General features: G+C 64.2%; 1 protein-coding gene. It reads left to right on the forward strand.

Annotation, left to right across the window (positions count from 1 at the left end):
- Window positions 1-1281, forward strand: a 1281-nt coding sequence (locus NW844_RS07285) for a DUF3352 domain-containing protein (RefSeq protein ID WP_414334725.1), incomplete at its 5' end; no start/stop codon positions are given.
- Between the last annotated feature and the right edge of the window lie 46 nt (window positions 1282-1327).

Here is a 1327-nt window from a genome sequence, read left to right on the forward strand (position 1 = left end):
GGGATCCTCTTTGGAGCCAGCACCCGCAACGCCGATCTGTCCAGGCAATTCCTGGCCCAAGTGCGGCAACAGGCAGAGGCGGAAGGGGCCAACTTCGAGCAGCGCCAGGAGCAAGGGGTGACTCTCTACGTGCAAACCAATGGGGAGCCGGGCGAACGGTGGGTGACTGCGGAGTTTGGCAACCGCTTCGTGGCCCTGGCCAACGATCCCAAGGTGATGGAGCAGGCAATTGCTGTCTATCGCGGCCAGGCGGAGCCCATTAGCCGCGCCGAAGCTTTCCAAGCTGCCGTGGGCGATCTCTACCAGAAGCCGGGCACCTTGGCTTTTGCCTACTTCAACTTCCAGGCTTTGCAGGAGGATCCCGAGTCTTTCCGAGATTGGACGCGGGACTGGGATCCGGCAGAGCTGGGATCCCTGCAGCCGCTGCGCTCTTTGGCTATGGCTGCCCACTGGCGGGAGCAGGGCCTGCAGATGCGCCTACTCACCCAACTGGATCCCCAAACTCCCCTGCTGCGCAGGTGGCAGACTGCCCGGGGCGAGCTGATCCAGCGGCTGCCCGGCAGTGCCCTGGCGGTGATCACCACCCAGCAGGTTGCCCAACGCTGGCAGGCGGTTGTGTCGGAGCTGGAAGAGGATCCCCAGGCCAAAGAGTCCCTGGATGAACTGCGGGCCGAGTTCCGCACCAACACCCGCCTGGATCTGGATCGAGACCTGATGGCTTGGCTGGATGGGGAGATAGCCTTGCTGGTGGCGCCCGATGCCCAGGCCCACCCCCTCTTGCAAGGCATGGGGGCGGCTTTGATCATCGAGAGCAGCCAAAAAGACAAAGCCAACGCGGCCCTGGCCCAGTTGGATCGGCTGGCTCAGGAGTCGGGCGCGCGAGTAACGGAAGCCGATGGCCAGGTAACCTGGGCGGATCCCTTGTTTAACCGTCCGCTTCTAACCCGTGCCTGGGAAGGCAACTACCTGATGGTTACCACCAGCACGGCGGCGCTGCAAAGCCTTGCCCAGCGCCAGGGCAATCTGCTTCCTCAAACCGAGCCGCTGAAAACCCTCTACAACCAGTTGCCCAAGCCCAACTACGGCTACTTTTTGCTGAATTGGCGAGGCCTCCGCACGGTGCTGGAAGCCGCCTTGCCAGGTGGGCTGGCCAGCGTAGAGCCGGAAGCCCGCGAGCTGCTGACCCGCATCGATGGGGTGGGGATCACCAGCTACCCCGCCGGGGAGCACGCCTTTGGGCTGGAGCTGCTGGTTACCGTTCCGCCCAAGCCACAGCCGTAAGCTCCTTCTCCCCTCTCCCAGAGGGAGAGGGGCCGGGGGTGAGGGC

Origin of the sequence: Synechococcus sp. H55.2 (assembly GCF_047462495.1) — a bacterium.
GTDB lineage: Bacteria > Cyanobacteriota > Cyanobacteriia > Thermostichales > Thermostichaceae > Thermostichus.